11 protein-coding genes are annotated in these 15,299 nt (G+C 47.7%); 5 read left to right on the top strand and 6 right to left on the bottom strand.

The annotated features are described in order from the left end of the window. Window positions 1–2: 2 nt before the first annotated feature. The 4 genes from nifD to nifH form a co-directional block, all read right to left on the bottom strand. Complete coding sequence (gene nifD, locus C8N47_RS13360) at window positions 3–1,637, bottom strand: nitrogenase molybdenum-iron protein alpha chain (protein WP_107823073.1); 1,635 nt, start codon at window positions 1,635–1,637, stop codon at window positions 3–5. A gap of 15 nt (window positions 1,638–1,652) precedes the next feature. Continuing rightward, window positions 1,653–2,027: a P-II family nitrogen regulator gene (locus tag C8N47_RS13355; RefSeq protein ID WP_107823072.1), complete on the bottom strand. Its 375-nt coding sequence runs from the start codon at window positions 2,025–2,027 to the stop codon at window positions 1,653–1,655. 20 nt (window positions 2,028–2,047) lie between these two features. Then, on the bottom strand, window positions 2,048–2,368 hold the full coding sequence (locus C8N47_RS13350) for a P-II family nitrogen regulator (RefSeq protein ID WP_211316137.1): 321 nt from the start codon (window positions 2,366–2,368) through the stop codon (window positions 2,048–2,050). Window positions 2,369–2,430: 62 nt separating this feature from the next. After that, on the bottom strand, window positions 2,431–3,255 hold the full coding sequence (nifH, locus tag C8N47_RS13345) for a nitrogenase iron protein (protein ID WP_107823092.1): 825 nt from the start codon (window positions 3,253–3,255) through the stop codon (window positions 2,431–2,433). Between the two features lie 398 nt (window positions 3,256–3,653). Between nifH and C8N47_RS13340 the strand changes: the two genes are divergently transcribed. The 5 genes from C8N47_RS13340 (at window position 3,654) to C8N47_RS13320 (ending at window position 11,119) form a co-directional block, all read left to right on the top strand. After that, window positions 3,654–4,700: a hemolysin family protein gene (locus C8N47_RS13340; protein ID WP_107823070.1), complete on the top strand. Its 1,047-nt coding sequence runs from the start codon at window positions 3,654–3,656 to the stop codon at window positions 4,698–4,700. Window positions 4,701–4,872: 172 nt separating this feature from the next. Further along, window positions 4,873–5,322: a MarR family winged helix-turn-helix transcriptional regulator gene (locus tag C8N47_RS13335; RefSeq protein WP_107823069.1), complete on the top strand. Its 450-nt coding sequence runs from the start codon at window positions 4,873–4,875 to the stop codon at window positions 5,320–5,322. 63 nt (window positions 5,323–5,385) lie between these two features. Continuing rightward, a complete protein-coding gene (locus tag C8N47_RS13330) occupies window positions 5,386–6,537 on the top strand; it encodes an efflux RND transporter periplasmic adaptor subunit (protein WP_211316136.1) in 1,152 nt (383 codons plus the stop codon). Between the two features lie 18 nt (window positions 6,538–6,555). Then, on the top strand, window positions 6,556–9,705 hold the full coding sequence (locus C8N47_RS13325; RefSeq protein WP_107823067.1) for an efflux RND transporter permease subunit: 3,150 nt from the start codon (window positions 6,556–6,558) through the stop codon (window positions 9,703–9,705). Window positions 9,706–9,730: 25 nt separating this feature from the next. Next, the gene (locus tag C8N47_RS13320; RefSeq protein WP_107823066.1) at window positions 9,731–11,119 is read left to right on the top strand and encodes an efflux transporter outer membrane subunit; all 1,389 of its coding nucleotides are present in this window, start codon (window positions 9,731–9,733) and stop codon (window positions 11,117–11,119) included. Between the two features lie 1,381 nt (window positions 11,120–12,500). Here the strand turns inward: C8N47_RS13320 and C8N47_RS13315 are convergent. Both C8N47_RS13315 and C8N47_RS13310 read right to left on the bottom strand, forming a co-directional pair. Beyond that, window positions 12,501–14,786 (bottom strand): NADP-dependent malic enzyme, encoded by a 2,286-nt coding sequence (locus C8N47_RS13315; protein WP_107823065.1) that lies wholly within the window; start codon window positions 14,784–14,786, stop codon window positions 12,501–12,503. Between the two features lie 125 nt (window positions 14,787–14,911). Next, complete coding sequence (locus tag C8N47_RS13310; RefSeq protein WP_107823064.1) at window positions 14,912–15,295, bottom strand: DUF423 domain-containing protein; 384 nt, start codon at window positions 15,293–15,295, stop codon at window positions 14,912–14,914. Window positions 15,296–15,299 lie beyond the last annotated feature (4 nt).

Genomic DNA, 15,299 nt, shown 5'->3' with positions numbered 1-15,299 from the left:
TATTAAGCTTCAATAGTCATACTTCCAACAATCTCCGGCTCACGCTTCCAGGGGGCGTCCACGAGCTTCCAGATTTTCGTATCCAACATCCGTTGCATTTCCTGGTAGAAATTGATCGCTCCTTCAAAGCAAGTGTAGGGGCCGCCGTAGTCGTAGTTGTGCAACTGTTTCAAAGGCACGCCATACTTCTGCACCACGTATTTTTCTTTGATTCCTGCACAGAACAGATCGGGCTGATAGAACTCGATTAATTTTTCAGTTTCCCAGTGGTTCACATCATCAATAACCAATGAGTTCTTTTTCATATCGGGCATCATTCCTTCGTAGTCGGAGAATTTATAACCCGCCTCCATCAGCTCTGCCTTTTTAGCAGCCAGGTCGTTCCGGAAACGTACATCATCTTTTTCAACGTCCAGATCCTCAATATTCCGGGTATCGGCGTCAATTTTGATGTTCGGGATTACCTTCCGTCCTTCGTAGTCGTCGCGGTGAGCAAACTCGTAACCGGCTGATACAACCTGAATGCCCAGTTCGCCGAAGAGATCCTGGTAGTGGTGAGCACGCGATCCGCCAACAAACATCATCGCCACTTTACCTTCCACCTTGGGTTTAATCGCTTCGCGAACGGCTTCCACTTTAGCCATTTCGCGTGCCACAATGGCATCGACCTTGGCTGTTAGCTCTGCATCGCCAAAGAACTCAGCAATCTTTTTCAGTGATTTGGCAGCCGACTTGGCACCAACAAAGTTCACTTTGATCCAGGGGATACCGAACTTGGTTTCCATCATCTCGGCGATATAGTTGATCGACCGGTGACACATCACCATATTCAGGTCGGCTGTGTGGGCATAGGCCATACTTTCGACCGTTGAGTTACCGGAGAAAGTCGACAGCAAGGTAATTCCGGCTTCTTCGAAAAGGGCTTCAATTTCGAAAGCATCACCACCAATATTGTATTCACCCAACAGGTTCACCTGGAACTTACCCATGCGGGCGCGGTCGTCGGTTCCCAAAATATGTTTGTACAATTGGTTGTTGGCAATATGGTGACCAGCCGACTGCGAAACGCCGCGGTAACCTTCACAGCTAAATCCAAAGCAGTTAATTCCCAGCTCAGCTTTCATTTCGCGGGCCACAGCATGTACATCATCACCAATCAGGCCGACCGGACAGGTCGAGAAAATGGCAATTGCACCAGGGTTAAACAGTTCGTAAGCTTCACGGATTGCTTCTTTCAGCTTCACCTCGCCGCCAAACACGATGTTTTCGTCCTGCATGTCGGTTGAGAAAGTGTAAGGGATGTAGTTTGCATCTGTTTCGGTAGCCGGACGTGTTTGGTTACGCCGTGTCAACCAGGCATAAAAGCTACATCCGATTGGCCCGTGAACGATATTGACAATATCGCGGGTGGGGCCCAGCACTACCCCTTTACATCCGGCGTAAGTACATCCACGCTGGGTAATGATTCCGGGAATAGTACGCACGTTTGCCAGAATTTCCTGATCCACTCCGGGATCGTTAACAACCATCGCCTTGTCGCGTTTGCGGGCAACCTTGCGAGGATATTTTGCCAGAATTTCTTCCTTCAGCTTCGATGGATCCGGCAAACCGTTTGTATAATCTTTTTTCTTTACCATAACTTTTCAATTTTATCAAAGGATTGTTGTACCTGTTTCACCAGTGCGGACCCGAACGGCATCGCCCAATGACATCACAAAGATTTTTCCGTCGCCGGCAGCGGGTGTCTGGTTCACTTCAATAATCGTATCAATTGTTAATTGAACGTTTTCGTCAGATACAGCAATGTTTAAAACACGCTGAGGTCTGAGTCGGGGTTCTTTGCCGAGCAAGGCCAAGGCTTCGGGCTGGTCGTTTTTGGCGCCTTCCAGCACTTTGGCGTCCCAAAGGCCTTTTCCTCGTCCAAAAACTTTTCCGGTTGCGGTCATCGATGTGATTCCGGCTTCGGAAAGAGCACTCTTGGTCTCGTTCATTTTATCAATCCGGATGATTGCCATTATCATTTTCATAATCCTGGAAATTTAAAGGGTTATAACTCTTTTGTTCCGCGACTGATGGTATAGGCTTCCTCGATCGGTTGCACAAAGATTTTTCCGTCGCCGAAGGCACCTTTGGGCTGTGTTATCGCCGTATCCATGATGGTTTTGATGACATATTCTTTATCGTCGTCGTTACACACCACAACCAGCATTTCCTTAGGCAGCTCATCGTAAGTGATGTCTCCGATTTTAATACCTCTTTGCTTACCGCGACCGACAACCGGTATTTTTGTTACCGCAGGGTAGCCAGCTTCAAAAAGGGCTGTGAGTACTTTGCTCGACTTTTCGGGGCGGATAATTGCTCTGATCATTAACATGTTCGTTTTCTCCTATTTTTAGTTAGTTGACAAAAGGGTAGTTTTTTTAGAATGGTTTAGTTGGCGATACCGAAATCGATCAACAGTTTTTCCAATTCTTCAATTTCCAACGGATTAGGAATAATGAACATCTCATTTGCGTTTATTTTAGCAGCCAAAGCACGATATTCGTCCGCTTGCGGGTGTTCAGGAGCAAAGTCAATCACGGTTTTACGGTTGATCTCGGCTTGCTGAACCATATTGTCGCGAGGCACAAAGTGAATCATTTGAGTTCCGATACGACTTGCCAATTGCTCGATCATCTCTTGCTCGTTCTCTACTTTACGTGAGTTACAGATCAGGCCTCCCAGGCGAACAGTACCCGACTGAGCGTATTTCTTGATCCCTTTACAAATGTTATTGGCAGCATACATGGCCATCATCTCGCCCGACACAACGATGTAAATTTCTTCCGCTTTACCATCGCGAATCGGCATGGCAAAACCACCACATACAACGTCACCCAATACATCGTAGAAAGTATAATCAGTTTCGTATTTGGCATCCCAGGCACCCAATTGCTCCAACAAGTTGATGGAAGTGATGATACCACGACCGGCACAACCTACACCCGGCTCAGGACCACCTGACTCAACACAACGCGTGTTTCCGTAACCTCTTTTAATGATGTCATCCAATTCAACATCCTCTCCTTCTTCACGCAGGGTATCCAACACGGTTTTTTGGGCCAAACCACCAAGCAGCAAACGCGTAGAGTCGGCTTTCGGGTCACAACCTACAACCATTACGTTTTTTCCCATTTCAGCCAAACCGGCAACTGTGTTTTGAGTTGTGGTAGATTTACCAATACCACCTTTTCCATAAATAGCTATCTTTCTCATCTTTTTGAATTTTGAGGGTTCAACATTTTTTGCTTTGCTTCCCCTTATAACCAAACGAGTGCCAACTTGCCAAAAAATGAAAAAGAGACGACTGCCACACACACACAACACGCTGATATACTGCACGCCCATTCCATTTTCGCTTTTTTGGCACGCTTTGGCACCATGCAAAAAATCCTACATTCCGGTAGGAAATTGCTTATTCAAACACATTCTATGTTGTAGAGCATAATTCCTTATTTTATTGGGCTTTCAGCGGTATCTTCAAATTCGGAGGTTACAAATTTGTCAGATTCACAAAATTGAAGGATTATATTCCTTTTTGACATCCAACAAAGCAATAACGCCTCTTACTGATCTATTTTATCAGCTTTAAGTATCATTTAGACGTTTCACCAATGGCATCAATGTTGATTTTCTACCTAACGCTTGCTCTCGGCATTTCATTTTTGTGCTCTGTTCTGGAATCGGTCATCCTGAGCGTGAGCTTACCTTACATCTATTTAATGGAACAACAAGCCAGGCCTGGTGCAGCCTTGCTGAAGAAAGTGAAACAAAATATAGACCGCCCGTTGGCTGCAATCCTCAGCTTAAATACCGTGGCACACACCATCGGAGCAGCGGGTGTTGGTGCCGAAGCCACCCAAATGTTTGGAGAAGTGTATTTTGGGCTGATCAGCGCAATACTGACTTTGCTGATCCTTATTTTTTCTGAAATCATTCCCAAGACCCTTGGTGCCTTGTACTGGCGCAAACTTGCCCTACCCGCTGCGCGCGTCATCCGCGTGTTCATCGTTATCACCTATCCACTAGTGATTCTATCGGAATTTTTAACGCGATTTTTTTCCCGCGGACAAACTTCCGACACCGTTAGCCGCGAAGAAGTCGCCATGTTGGCTTCGCTGGGGGGCGAAGAAGGTGTTTTTGACGAGCTGGAAAGTCAAACCATCATCAACCTGATTCAACTAAAAAACCTTAAAGCGAAGGACATCATGACCCCGCGAACCGTACTGGTCGCCGCCAAAGAGACCCTTCCGGCAAGCGAATTCTTTCAAACACCCAATTATCTGCAGTTTTCACGCATTCCGGTTTATGAAGATAACCTGGACCAAATTACCGGCTACATTCTGAAACAAGACATTCTGGAACACTTAGTTGCTGACAACAACGATATTACACTCGCCAGTCAAAAGCGCCCCATTGTGACCTGCTACGAGAACCTGAGCATTCCAAAAGTTTTCGAAAAATTGCTCCTGACTAAAGAACACATTGCCTTGGTTGTCAACGAATACGGGGGAACTGAAGGCGTGATCACCATGGAGGATATCATCGAAACAATACTGGGACTTGAAATCGTGGACGAACGCGATACGCAAACCGATATGCAACAATTAGCGCGCGATATTTGGCAAAAACGACGTAAAAACATCAATCTCAAAAAATAAATATAAAAGATCAACATATCAAACTAATAGACAACACAATACTAAACACCACTTATCGTCTCCTCCCCTCACAACCGCCCGGAAAAGTTTAATTCTTTGTTAATACAATCAGATTAGTTGACTTTTGCAACTAATTTGCATTACATTTGTGCCCTAAAGCACTAAAGAAGCTATGAACACGCGAAAACCACTTCTATACTTAATGGGGCAAACAATGCACCTGAGCAAGCTAAGACTGCTGGCAACGTTTAAAGAAAATGATATCGAGCTATCCATGGAACAGTTTATCCTGCTGCATTTCATCAATGCAAAAGAAGATTTAACGCAGCAAGATATCGCAAACCATTTCTATCGCGACAAATCACTGATCATGCGTCAAACAAACATTTTAATTGATTTACGCTACGTTGTTCGAATGCAGGACCGGGAAGACAAACGAAAAAAGAACCTGATTTTAACTAAAAAAGGATTCGAGGTCTTTGAGCATGCCAAAAAAATCTCCGATCAAGTATCTCAGGAACTATTGCACGGCGTTACTGAAGAAGAATTAATTCACTTCGAGAACGTCATCCAGAAAATTCAACAAAATACCGGTTTTTCCGATTTGGCGGAGAATTGTTGACAAATACTACTATTTAGAAATTATAAAATCATACAGATAAGAAACATGAAAACAATTATTCGAATGAAACATCTTAGTATTATCGCCATCCTTTTAGCGATGTACTCCTGCTCAGACTCTACCGGCGGTCGTGCCGGTATGGCCGGACAAGTACGGGAATACAAAGCCATTGAGCTGCAACCCCAGCAAACAACCCTTTACAAGGATTACCCAACCACCCTTCAGGGTGTACAAACCGTTGAAATCCGCCCGCGCGTTGCCGGCTATATCGAAGAGATTTTTGTTGATGAAGGCGACCTTGTCAAAAAAGGACAAATCCTGTTCCGTTTGAATGCCAACGACCTTCAGGCACAACTACGCTCGGCAGAAGCGCAGGTGAAAGTTGCCGAAGCACAAGTGGCTACGGCAAAAATAAATGTTGAAAAAACGCAACCGCTGGTCGACAAAAATATTGTCAGCGAATTTGAACTGGAATCGGTAAAAGCAGCTTATGCCTCCGCCGAAGCGCAATTGGCCAACGCGAAAGCCAATGTTGCCAATGCCAAAGCCAATTTGGGCTACACGCTGATCGCCAGTCCTACCGACGGCATTATCGGCAACTTTCCCTACCGGGTGGGTAGCCTGGTTAGCAGCTCAAGCGCCCAACCATTGACAACAGTGTCGAACACAGCCACGATGTATGCTTACTTTTCGGCCAACGAAACCGAATTTCTAGCACTCACTAAAGATCTGGAAGGAGCGAACACCAAACAAAAACTGGAAAACCTTCCGGCTGTTGAGCTAATCCTGTCCGACAACACGGCTTACCCCATTAAAGGGCAGGTTGAAACAGCCAGCGGTATTGTAGACCAGTCTACCGGAGCGATTAACATCCGTGCTTCGTTTAAAAACCCCGAAGGGCTCTTACGCTCCGGAGGCAGCGGTGCTGTGCGCATTCCTCAGCACTTTAACAATGCCATCGTCATTCCGCAAAAAGCAACAACCGAAATTCAGAATAAACACTTTGTGTATGTAGTGAATGCCGAAAACAAAGTTGTAAACACGCAGATTGAAGTAGTCGCAGGTAACCTAAAAGACGCCTACATTGTTACTACCGGATTGAAAATCGGCGACAAGGTCGTTGTTGAAGGCATCACCAGCCTGCGCGACGGAACCGAAATCAAGCCCAATGTTACGCCCCAACAAACCGGCGACAACAACAGCTCCAATCAGTAATTTAAATTCAGAAGGAAGATGTTTAGAAAATTTATTGAAAGACCGGTACTCTCAACGGTCATTTCTATCATACTCGTAATCCTTGGGGTGCTGGGCATCAGCTCGCTCCCCATCGAGCAATACCCGGATATTGCACCGCCAACCATCCGTGTGCAGGCCACCTATACCGGTGCCGATGCTGCTACGGTGATGAATAGTGTAATTATTCCGCTGGAAGAACAAATTAACGGCGTTGAAGACATGATCTACATGACTTCGTCGGCCAGTAACACAGGAGCGGCAACCATCGAGGTGTACTTCAAACAAGGTACCGACCCCGATATGGCGGCCGTAAACGTTCAAAACCGGGTGGCACAAGCCAATGCCCTGTTGCCCTCCGAAGTTACCCGGGCCGGGGTTACTACCGGCAAGCGCCAAAACAACATGTTGCTGGTATTTTCGGTTTACAGCCCCTCGGGCGAATTCGACGAGACCTTCCTGCAAAACTACTCCAAAATCAACCTGCTTCCGCAAATCCAACGGGTTACCGGGGTTGGTGAAGCCATGGTTTTTGGTGCCAAGGACTATTCCATGCGCGTTTGGCTGCGTCCCGACGTGATGGCCAGCTACAAGCTTATGCCATCGGATATTACCGCAGCAATTTCAGCCCAAAACCTGGAAGCTGCTCCCGGCCGCTTTGGACAACAAAACGACCAGAGTTTCGAATACGTTTTGCGTTACAGCGGAAAACTGAAGGAGCCCGCAGAATTTGAAAACATCATTATAAAAGCAGATGCTGACGGAAATATTCTCCGCCTAAAAGATGTTGCCCGCATTGAAATGGGGGCGCTCAACTACGCCATGTCGACAGCAACAATGAACAAGCCCGGGGTAACCATGGCCATTTTCCAGGCTGCCGGCTCCAATGCCCGCGACGTGATCATTGAATGTCAAAAAGTAATTGAAAATGCCTCCCAGGATTTTCCTCCGGGAGTGGATTATCAAATATTAATGAACACCAACGACTTCCTGGACAGCTCGATCTCGAAAGTGCTGCACACCCTGCTCGAAGCCTTTATCCTGGTATTTATCGTGGTGTTTATCTTCCTGCAGGACTTCCGGGCTACGCTGATACCGGCGATTGCCGTTCCGGTCTCAATCGTTGGTACCTTCTTCTTCCTGAACCTGTTTGGGTTTACCATCAACCTGCTGACCTTGTTTGCCCTGGTACTGGCCATCGGTATTGTGGTGGACGATGCCATTGTGGTGGTTGAAGCGGTACACGCCAAATTAGACCAGGGAGCCAAGAATGCCCGCTCGGCGTCAATCTCGGCGATGAGTGAAATCTCCACTGCCATCATCTCCATCACCTTGGTTATGGCGGCTGTATTTATCCCGGTTACCTTTATTACCGGCACCACGGGGGTGTTTTACCGCCAATTCGGGATTACACTAACCGTTTCCATCATCCTGTCGGCCATCAATGCCTTAACCTTAAGCCCTGCGCTTTGTGCCATTTTCCTGAAACCACACAACGAAGAGGAAAAGCACAAAAAAGGACTGATGAAGCGCTTCTACACGGCATTCAACACGGCATTTGAAACAATGACCCATAAATATCAGAAGTCAACCCATTTCTTTATTAAACGGAAATGGCTTTCAGCTGGCTTAATCGTCGCATTTATTGCGGTTTTGGTTTTCCTGATGAAAACAACGCCAACCGGTTTTGTGCCTGATGAAGATACCGGCCGTGTGTTTGTCGACATCTCCATGCCGCCGGCAACTTCTTCTGAAAAAACACTGGAAGTAGCACGCCAGGTTGACCAGATTTTGGCGACCATCCCCGAAATCGATGGCCGCTCAATGGTTGGCGGGTACTCGTTTATCGGTGGTCAGGGTAGCTCGTACGCCATGATTATTTGTAGTATGGCTCCCTTTGACGAGCGCAAAGAAGACGGACAGGATCAGACCAGCATTGTCCGCAAGCTTTACGGCATGACGGCTGGCATTAAAGATGCCCGTGTTATCATCTTCTCGCCGCCAATGGTATCCGGCTTTAGTGTTACCGGTGGTTTCGAGCTGAAGCTGGAAGATAAAACCGGAGGCGACATCAAGGATTTTGAACAGGCTGCCGGAGGATTTTTGGCTGCCCTGAACCAACGTCCGGAAATTCAGTATGCACAAACATCGTTCAACAGCGGCTTCCCGCAGTACATGGTTGATGTCAACCCCGCCCGCTGTATGCAAAGCGGCATTGAGGTAAGTACGGTATTGTCTACCTTGCAGGGATACATTGGTGGTTATTACGCCTCCGACTTTAACCGCTTCGGGAAACAATACCGCGTAATGCTCCAATCGGAAGCGGAGTACCGTGGTAACCCGGAAGACCTGAACAACATCAAAATCAGGACTTCGAGCGGCGAGATGGCTCCGATTACCGAGTTCATCAAACTAACACGAGTTTACGGACCGGAAAACATCACCCGTTTCAATATGTATACCTCAATCAACGTAACGGGTAGCCCCAATCCGGGCTACAGTACAGGTGATGCCATTCAAGCGATTGAAGAAGTTGCTGCCGAGCATTTGCCTACCGGCTATGCTTACGAATACTCGGGTATTACCCGCGAGGAAATTGCCGCCGGTAGCCAAACCATCGTGGTTTTCGCCTTGAGTTTAATCTTTGTATTCTTCTTCCTGGCTGCGCAGTACGAAAGCTACATTTTGCCGCTTTCAATCATCACGCCACTACCTATTGGAATTGCCGGTGCATTCATCTTTGCCCGAATGTTGGGTGTTGAAAACAATATTTACCTGCAAATTTCGCTCATCATGTTGATTGGTCTGTTAGCGAAAAACGCGATCCTGATTGTGGAATTTGCCCTTCAGCGTCGCCAAGGCGGTATGAGCATTGTTCAATCAGCGATTGAAGGAGCAACGGCCCGTCTGCGCCCAATCCTGATGACCTCATTTGCCTTTATCGTAGGTTTGATGCCGTTGATTATTGGTGGCGGTGTTGGAGCCAACGGTAACCGCTCGATCGGGACCGGTGCCATTGGTGGTATGTTGATTGGTACGGTGATCGGAATCCTGGTCATTCCGGCCATGTATGTGGTATTCCAAACTTTACAGGAAAAAGTTAAGAAACCAGAAAATAAGGAAATATCAGAAATGAATAGCCTGGATTAACAATCGGGTAAAATTTGAACGAGATATGAAAACAAATTCACTCAAAAATATGGCCTTCGCCTTGCTAGCTTCTGCTACGCTGCTTTCGTGCAGCAGTAGCAGACACTACGAGCGAAGCAGCATAAACACCGAAGGGCTGTATGGTACCACGCAAACCGATAGTACCAACCTGGCCAACGAGGCTTGGGAAAGCCTGTTTAACGATCCGGTTCTAAAAAGCCTGATCGCTGAAGGACTAAGCAACAACCTTAGCCTACAAGCAGCCATTGAGCGCGTAAAAGCCTCCGAAGCCTATTTCAAGCAAAGTCGCCAGAGCATGCTTCCGGGCATCAGTGCTCAAGCCGGCCACACTTACGTGCGCAATTCAGAATCGACCTACCCCTCGGGGCCCCGCGAGTACAATGCAGCTCAAATTGCCCTTCAGGCCAGCTGGGAGATCGATTTCTGGGGAAAATTAAACAGCGCCAAAAAAGCAGCTTATGCCGATTATCTGGGAACCGATGCTGCCCGCAAAGCAGTTCAGACCAACCTGATTGCCAACATTGCAACGGCCTACTACAATTTATTGGCACTGGATCAACAGCTGGTAATCACACAAGAAACCGTTAAGACCAATGCCGAACTGGTTGAAACAATGAAGGTATTAAAAGATCATGGAAGTGTTACCGGTGCCGCAGTCGTGCAAAGTGAAGCTGCCCGTTATGCTGCCGAAGTGACCATCCCGGATTTGGAACAACAAATTGAAGCAACCGAAAACAGCCTGTGCATCCTGTTGGGACGTAGACCCGGAACCATCACGCGCGGAAAACTGGAAGACCAACAAGTGCACAGCCAGTTAACCGTAGGAGTTCCCTCGCAACTGCTCGATAACCGCCCCGATGTAATGCAAGCGGAATACGCGGTCATCAGCGCTTACGAAACCACCAACAGTGCAAAAGCTTACTTCTTCCCCTCGGTAACCTTAACTGCATCGAGCGGACTGGAAGCACTCGAATACAGTGACCTTTTTGATGCCGGTTCGCTTATGGCCAACGTGGTTGGCGGATTAACCTCTCCGCTTTTCAACAAAAGAGCAAACCGAACACGGCTCGAAGTTGCCAAAGCCCAACAGGCAGTAGCGCTGGCCGACTTCAAAAACACCTTGCTCACTGCCGGCCAAGAAGTTTCCGATGCGCTGGGCACCTACCAGGCAGCAGAACGCAAGATCGACCTGCGCAAAAAGCAACTAAACGCTCTGGAAAAATCGGTTGACTATACCAAAGAGCTGTTGACCTACGGGTCGGCAACCTATACCGAAGTGCTAAATGCACAACAAAGTTACCTCGGAGCCCAATTGAACAATGTAAGCGACCATTTACAACAACTGACCGCCGTGGTAACACTTTACCGCGCGTTGGGAGGCGGCTGGCAATAAGAATTTGAAAACTGAAAATACAACTTTCCGGAAGAGGGGGCATCACACACGATGTCCCCTTTTTTTTTTGCGAAAGTTTCTTTTTCGACGCTTTAGAGCCTATTCCTTCGCTTCAACTTTTGATCAACTCGGATCTTTGTCCTACCGGACGGGTTTTCATTTTTCAACAATGGCTTTAGCCATTTAATACCGATTAGCTTCAAAAGTATCGCATCGTATCACTTCAGTACAATGCTTCTTTTTCAGTCTATCGGCATTATACCGTCCTATTTCATAGCATAAATTAGCCTGTAAAACGGTATAATTTGGGTAGCACCAAAGGCAACACGAAGATTCTCCCGTCCCGTACGGGACGGAATTTCGCCCCTGTCGTCGTTATGCTACCCAATTAGCATCCCTCCGGGATTGCAGGAAGCTTTTCGTTTGATGGAGGCCTCGATAAAACCAGGCCAACCGGTTCCCAAGTTTTTGGCATTGATCGAACGACCTTCTTATGAGCTGATGGCGTCTTGGATGACAACCCGATAACTTGTGACAACCATGATAACCTGTGACAACAAGACAACCTGCTTCAGGCAATTGAAAAAAACACAAGGCTAAAAACAGGGAGTAGAACGCTGCTTATTAGCGAAACCAGCAAAGAGAAAAAACAACCAACAAAAAACAGGATAAAGAAAATGAAGTATGAACGCAATCAGGAATTAGAATCGTATTAGATTTGTAAACCAGTAAATGAAATGAAAAACATTTACATCCTACCAAATAAAGTATAAATCTGTCAAGCTATTTTAGGAAAAGACATACTGAAACGCCCGGTTGACGCGTCCCCCGAGCAGGTTTGACCCTCCCCTGAGGATTTTCACCCGTCCCTGAGTAGTTTGAAGCCTTCCCCGAGCAATTTGGAGCGTTCCCTGAGCAGTTTGAGCCATCCCCTGAAAGATTTGACCGTCCCCTGAGCAGTTTGACCGGCTTCACGAGCAGGATTGACCGTCCCCCGAGCAATCTGAAGCCATCCCCGAGCAGTTTGAAGCATCCCCCGAGCAATTTGCCCCGTCCCTGAACAGTTTGACCCGTTTTTCACTCCGGCTTTTATTCAACTCGGATCTTTTGTCCTACCGGACGGGTTTTCATTTTTGTAGTCCTGCCCGGCCGGTCTGACGGGGACACAAAAACGAAACAAAAAGGTCATGGCTGATTTTTATCTGCAACCGCCATCTGCCGAAAAGCTAAGTTCAACCGGGTGATCTCCGTCTCACGACGCTGTTTTGGCCAACAACCCGACAACTATTGAAAACAACGACAACAGCATCGTCGAAAACGACTACACTTTCATCCCTTTTGGTGATTCCCTCCGAATCATATTACCAGCGAATCTCGTGATTTATGCTTTTTTCGTTATCTCGGCTTCCTGCGCATCAACAACAGCAATAGCCACCAGGTTGACGATTTCGCGCACCGAGCTTTCCATCTGCAAAACATGAATCGGTTTTCGCATGCCCAGCAAAATGGGGCCCATCGCCTTGGCTGCCCCCAGCTCCTGCAACACTTTATACAGAATATTGCCCGAGCTGAGATTGGGAAAAATAAGAACATTGGCATCAGCATCGCCGAGCTTGCTAAAGGGGAACTTTCGTTGTCGCAAGGCACCATTCAGCGCATAGTTGGCCTGCATCTCACCATCGACCATCAGATCCGGATAATCGCGGTGAAGAATTTTCACAGCATCGCTGGCCCTTACCGGACTTCCCTTTCCTTTAAAAGCCCCGAAATTGGAATAGCTGAGAATGGCAATCCGGGGTTCAATTTTAAATCGCCGCACTTCATTAGCCACCAAAACGGTGGTGTCGGCGATGGTTTGAGGCGCCGGGTCGGAGTTGACCGTGGTATCAGCTAAGAACAAAGGGCCTTTGGATGTGAGCATCACATACATCCCGGCAATATGGTTAAACTCTTCTTTTGTACCAATCACATGAATAGCCGGCCGGATAGTATCGGCATACTTGCGCGAAAACCCCGAGATGAAAGCATCGGCCTCGCCGGTTTCAACCATCATACAGCCAAAATAATCGTGATTATACATCCGTTCGAGTGCTTCGTCGTAACTCATCCCTTTTCGTTTGCGCTTGTCGAACAAAATTCGGGCATATTCATTGCGCTTTTCATCGGTCACATCCTGATAAATATCGATGATCGTGAGGCCATCCAAATCCAGTTTATTTTCTGTTTTAATCCGTTCTATCTCCGAACGTTTACCCAGCAAAACAGGCTGTGCAATTCCCTGATCGGTAACAAAACGGGCCGCTTTCAACATTTTCAGGTTATTGGCATCGGCAAACACCACCTTCTTCGGATTTTGTTTCGCCTTATTGCAGATGGTCATGATCAGCTTATTCTCGCCTCCCAGGCGTGCCCCCAGCTCGCGTTCATATTCGTCCCAATCGGTTATTGGCTTGCGGGCAACGCCCGTTTCCATGGCGGCCTTAGCTACGGCCGGGGCAACCGTGGTAATTAAGCGGGGATCCAAGGGTTTCGGAATAATATAATCCTTGCCAAAAACAATATTCTCCATATTGTAGGCTTTCGTAACCAGCTCCGGAACATATTCTTTGGCCAGATCGGCCAAGGCTTTCACCGCTGCAATTTTCATTTCCTCGTTAATCACCCGGGCGCGAACATCCAGGGCTCCCCTGAAGATAAAAGGAAAGCCCAGCACATTGTTAATCTGGTTGGGAAAGTCGCTGCGGCCGGTAGCCATGATAACATCATCGCGCGCGGCCACGGCCTCGTCGTAGGCAATTTCGGGCGTGGGGTTCGCCATGGCAAAAACAATCGGGCTGGGCGCCATGGAACGCACCATATCCGCCGTAACAAGATTCCCCACCGACAAGCCCAGAAACAGATCGGCTCCCTTCATGGCCTCGGCCAGCGAGGCATAATCGCGGGCACAGGCAAACTGTTTTTTGGACTCATTTAAATCGCTCCGGGCGTTAGATACAGCACCTTTACTATCGAACATGACGATATTTTCCGGCTTCACCCCCAGCTGCAAATACAATTTGGCGCAGGAAATGGCTGCCGCTCCGGCACCGCTAATGACAACCCGAATAGTTTCAATTTGCTTTCCGGTAATCTCCAGGGCATTCAACAAGGCCGCGCCCGAGATGATGGCTGTTCCATGCTGGTCGTCGTGAAAAACCGGAATATCGAGATCCTTTTTCAGCCTCTCTTCAATATAGAAACATTCCGGCGCCTTGATGTCTTCCAGGTTAATACCTCCAAATGTAGGCGAGATGGCCCGCACCACATCGATCAGCCGGTCGGGGTCTTTTTCGTCCACCTCAATGTCAAACACATCAATATCGGCAAAAATCTTAAACAGCATTCCCTTCCCCTCCATTACCGGTTTGCCGGCACCGGGGCCAATATCGCCAAGCCCCAGCACTGCTGTTCCGTTCGAGACAACAGCCACCAGGTTTCCTTTCGAAGTGTAGTGATAAATCTCTTCCGGATCGCGCTGAATTTCGCGGCAGGGCTGAGCCACCCCCGGCGTGTAAGCTAAGGAAAGATCGTATTGGGTTTCGTGGGGCTTAGTGGGGACTACCTGAATTTTTCCGGGCCTCCCCTTCTCGTGATAGCGTAAAGCATCGTTGTAGACAGATTTTTTCATGGCAAGTGATTTTTGGCTTCCCTTCAAGTTACGACAAAAACAATTTGGAAGCCAGAACTTTGCTCACGAATTTCAAACTCAGCCCTGCCTCATCCGGCAGGACGCCTCTGCGCGAGATCCCGTTCCTAAATCTGTTTGGGGAAATGCTTGACGACAGCGAGAGCCAACAAAATCCACCCGACGATGAAGCTCAACCCACCAATGGGCGTAATAGCGCCAATCCATTTGATACCGGTCAAGGTCAGGACATACAAGCTACCGGAGAAAATGAGAATGCCGGCAAACAAAAACAGCGCAGCCCAATTGAGGTAGCCCGATGGCATGCTAACCGACAAAACACCGATGAGCAACAGCCCTAAAGCATGATAAAAATGATACTCGACACCGGTTTTGTACACTTGCAGCAGATCGGGCGAAACACGCGACTTTAAACCATGGGCACCAAAGGCTCCGATCACAACTCCCAAAGCCAGCAAAATGGCTGCTGTTATAATAATTGACTTCGTCATACGA

Source organism: Mangrovibacterium marinum (assembly GCF_003046625.1).
GTDB lineage: Bacteria > Bacteroidota > Bacteroidia > Bacteroidales > Prolixibacteraceae > Mangrovibacterium > Mangrovibacterium marinum.
The sequence above is the reverse complement of the archived record's forward strand: the minus strand, read 5'-3'. Positions and strand labels throughout refer to the sequence as shown.

Coding starts and splice junctions, on each gene's coding strand:
- nifD (WP_107823073.1), bottom strand. CDS start 1,637: ATGGTAAAGAAAAAAGATTATACAAACGGTTTGCCGGATCCATCGAAG.
- C8N47_RS13355 (WP_107823072.1), bottom strand. CDS start 2,027: ATGAAAATGATAATGGCAATCATCCGGATTGATAAAATGAACGAGACC.
- C8N47_RS13350 (WP_211316137.1), bottom strand. CDS start 2,368: ATGATCAGAGCAATTATCCGCCCCGAAAAGTCGAGCAAAGTACTCACA.
- nifH (WP_107823092.1), bottom strand. CDS start 3,255: ATGAGAAAGATAGCTATTTATGGAAAAGGTGGTATTGGTAAATCTACC.
- C8N47_RS13340 (WP_107823070.1), top strand. CDS start 3,654: ATGGCATCAATGTTGATTTTCTACCTAACGCTTGCTCTCGGCATTTCA.
- C8N47_RS13335 (WP_107823069.1), top strand. CDS start 4,873: ATGAACACGCGAAAACCACTTCTATACTTAATGGGGCAAACAATGCAC.
- C8N47_RS13330 (WP_211316136.1), top strand. CDS start 5,386: ATGAAACATCTTAGTATTATCGCCATCCTTTTAGCGATGTACTCCTGC.
- C8N47_RS13325 (WP_107823067.1), top strand. CDS start 6,556: ATGTTTAGAAAATTTATTGAAAGACCGGTACTCTCAACGGTCATTTCT.
- C8N47_RS13320 (WP_107823066.1), top strand. CDS start 9,731: ATGAAAACAAATTCACTCAAAAATATGGCCTTCGCCTTGCTAGCTTCT.
- C8N47_RS13315 (WP_107823065.1), bottom strand. CDS start 14,786: ATGAAAAAATCTGTCTACAACGATGCTTTACGCTATCACGAGAAGGGG.
- C8N47_RS13310 (WP_107823064.1), bottom strand. CDS start 15,295: ATGACGAAGTCAATTATTATAACAGCAGCCATTTTGCTGGCTTTGGGA.